The following is a 3,493-nucleotide window of genomic DNA, read 5'->3' on the forward strand; positions in this document are numbered from 1 at the left end:
GCGCGGGGATCCTCACACCACGCCGCCACACCGCACCCCCCGCTCCCGCACCGCCGGGTACGAGAGCGCACCACACCCGCTCGCGCCGCGGCGCGGGGCGGTGTACTATGCCCGCGGAAGGGACCGGTTCAGAATCTGAAGGAGGATGGCATGGCGGTCGAGCGCGCAGCGGCGCATGGGGCACGGGGCGGGGTCGATCCGGCCCTGCTCAAGGCGGTGTCCTGGCGTCTGATCGGCCCGTTCCGTGGCGGCCGGGTCGTGGCCGTGGCGGGCGATCCGGTCGACCCGCGCGTGTTCTACTTCGGTGCCTGCGCCGGGGGCGTCTGGAAGACGGTCGACGGCGGGCTGACCTGGGAGAACGTCTCCGACGGCTTCTTCACCTCCGCCGCGATCGGCGCGATCGCGGTCTCTGAGTCCGACCCCAACGTGATCTACGTGGGCACCGGGGAGACGACCATCCGCGGCAATGTCGTCGAGGGGGACGGCGTCTACAAGTCGACGGACGGCGGGCGCACCTGGCAGCATCTCGGCCTGGCCGACACGCGCGCCATCGGCCGCATCCGCATTCACCCCCAGAACCCGGACATCGTCTACGTCGCGGCGCTGGGACACGTGTTCGGGCCGAACGAGGAGCGCGGCGTCTTCCGCTCCACCGACGGCGGGAAGACCTGGGAGAAGGTGCTCTTCCGCAGCGAGCGGGCTGGGGCGGTCGATCTCTCGATGGACCCGAGCAACCCGCGCATCCTCTACGCGAGCATCTGGGAGGCCTATCGCACGCCCTACTCGCTGGTGAGCGGCGGCCCGGAGTGCGGGCTGTTCCGCTCGACCGACGGCGGGGACACCTGGGAAGAGATCACGCGCAACGAGGGGCTACCCAAGGGGACGATCGGCAAGATCGGCGTGTCGGCCTCCGGCGCGAAGCCGGGCCGCGTCTGGGCGCTGGTCGAGGCCGAGGACGGGGCGCTCTTCCGCTCCGACGACTACGGGCAGACCTGGCAGCGCCTGAGCGAGAGCCCCAGCCTGCGCCAGCGCCCCTGGTACTACATGCACGTCTTCGCCGACCCGGTCGATCCCGAGACCGTCTACGTCCTGAACCTCGACATGCTCCGGTCCACCGACGGCGGCCAGACCTTCCACGGGATCCCGACCCCGCACGGCGACAACCACGACCTCTGGATCGACCCGAAGAACCCGCAGCGGATGATCAACGGCAACGACGGTGGCGCCTGCGTCAGCTACAACGGGGGCGTGAGCTGGTCGAGCATCTACAACCAGCCGACCGCGCAGTTCTACCACGTCACCACCGACACCCGTGAGCCGTACCGCGTCTACGGCGCGCAGCAGGACAACACGACCATCTCCGGTCCCAGCCGCTCCGACAGCGGCGCGATCACCAACGGTGAGTGGTACCCGGTCGGCGGCGGAGAGTCCGGCTACATCGCCGTGCGGCCCGACGACCCGAACATCGTCTACGCCGGCAGCTACGGTGGGCATCTGACCCGCTACGACCACCGCACCGGGCAGAAGCGCAACATCATGGTCTGGCCGGAGAACCATATGGGCTGGGCCGCGAAGGACCTCAAGTATCGCTTCCAGTGGACCTTCCCGATCGTCATCTCCCCGCACAACCCGAACGTGCTCTATGTCTGCTCCAACCACGTGCACCGCAGCACCGATGAGGGGTCGAGCTGGGAGACGATCAGCCCCGACCTGACCCGGAACGACACGAGCAAGATGGGGCCGTCCGGCGGGCCGATCACGCGGGATAACACCAGCGTCGAGTACTACGGCACCGTCTTCGCCTTCGCCGAGTCGCCGGTGCAGCCAGGTCTCCTCTGGGCCGGCTCGGATGACGGGCTGATCCACATCTCTCGCGACGGCGGGCAGACCTGGCAGAACGTCACCCCGCCCGACCTGCCGGAGTGGGCGCTGATCTCGATCATCGAGCCCTCGCCCCACGACCCGGCCGTGGCCTACGTCGCCGCCACCCGCTACAAGCTCGACGATCGCACGCCCTACCTTTATAAGACCCAGGACTACGGCCAGACCTGGACCCGGATCACCGACGGCATCCCGGAGGATGACTTCACGCGGGTGATCCGCGAGGATCCCGAGCGGCCGGGGCTGCTCTACTGCGGCACCGAGAGCGGGCTCTACGTCTCCTTCGACGACGGCGGGTACTGGCAGTCGCTCCGGGGCGACGGGACGCCCGGAAACGGGAAGAGCCTGCCGGTCGTCCCGATCCACGACCTCGCGGTGAAGGGGAGCGACCTCATCGCCGCCACGCACGGTCGCTCCTTCTGGGTGCTCGACGACCTGACGCCACTGCGCCAGATGCGCGCCGAGATCGCGGAGCAGGAGGCGCACCTCTTCGCACCGCGGCCGGCGATCCGCTACCGCGGCGGCCTCCGGAACTTCCTGCACCCGGGCGTGACCGGGCGCGAGTACCTGTCGACTGGGCCGGAGCAGGTTATCCAGCGCCGTGAGGGCAAGCGGGAGGAGTTCCTCAACGCCGGGGCCAACCCGCCCAGCGGCGTGGTCGTCACCTACTGGCTCAAGGAGAAGCCGGAGGGGGAGGTCACGCTGACCTTCCTCGACGCGGACGGGAACGAGATCCGCACCTTCACCAGCGAGGAGACGGGCTCCGAGCCGAAGGGGGACGAATCGGAGGCCAAGGAGCACAAGCCAAAGAAGAAGGAGCCGCGGGTTCCGAAGGAGGCCGGTACGAACCGGTTCATCTGGGATCTGCGCTACCCCGACGCGCACGACACCGATCCCCCGGCCGTCCTCTGGGCCGGCACCCTGCGCGGGCCGTTGGCGGTGCCGGGTCAGTACCAGGTGCGCCTCACCGTCAACGGGCAGAGCTACACCCAGCCGTTCGAGGTGAAGGTGGACCCGCGGGTCACCGTGAGCCAGGAAGACCTGCAGGCGCAGTTCGACCTGCTGTTGAAGATCCGGGACAAGCTCTCGGAGACGCACGACGCGATCATGCAGATCCGTAACCTGCGGAGCCAGGCACGGGAGTGGCAGCAGCGGGCGCAGGGTAGCGCCGAGGGCGAGGTGATCGCCTCAGCCGCGGAATCGCTCATCAAGGCGCTGACCGAGATCGAAGAGGAGCTGATCCAGGTCAAGGCCAAGGAGATCGAGGACCCGCTCAACTTCCCGGTGAAGCTCAACAACAAGCTCGCGGCGCTCGCGGCCATCGTCGACAGCGCCGACGCCGCGCCGACCCGGCAGTCGGTCGAGACGTACGAGGAGCTGACGGCGGCGATCGACCGGCAGCTCGAGCGCCTGGCGGAGATCGTCGAGCGCGACGTGACCGCGCTCAACGCCCAGATCCGCGAGGCAGCCCTGCCCGCGCTGGCGCCCAAGCCGCGCGAGGGGCGCTAACGCCAATGTCCCCGGGCCCCGCATTGGGGCCGGGGACGCAAAGGAGCGCCCGCGCGGTCGCGGGCGCGGCGGGTGCCAGGTGGTTTAAAAAAATACCAACCCA

Annotated in this window: 1 protein-coding gene; it reads left to right on the plus strand. The window is 69.1% G+C overall.

Annotation, left to right across the window (positions count from 1 at the left end):
* The first annotated feature begins 150 nt into the window (after positions 1 to 150).
* Positions 151 to 3,390 carry a glycosyl hydrolase gene (locus IRZ30_RS16495; RefSeq protein ID WP_294086744.1) on the plus strand — a complete coding sequence of 1,080 codons (3,240 nt, stop codon included), beginning with the start codon at positions 151 to 153 and terminating at the stop codon, positions 3,388 to 3,390.
* Positions 3,391 to 3,493: the final 103 nt, after the last annotated feature.

Origin of the sequence: Sphaerobacter sp. (assembly GCF_019683595.1) — a bacterium.
Lineage (GTDB): Bacteria > Chloroflexota > Chloroflexia > Thermomicrobiales > Thermomicrobiaceae > Sphaerobacter.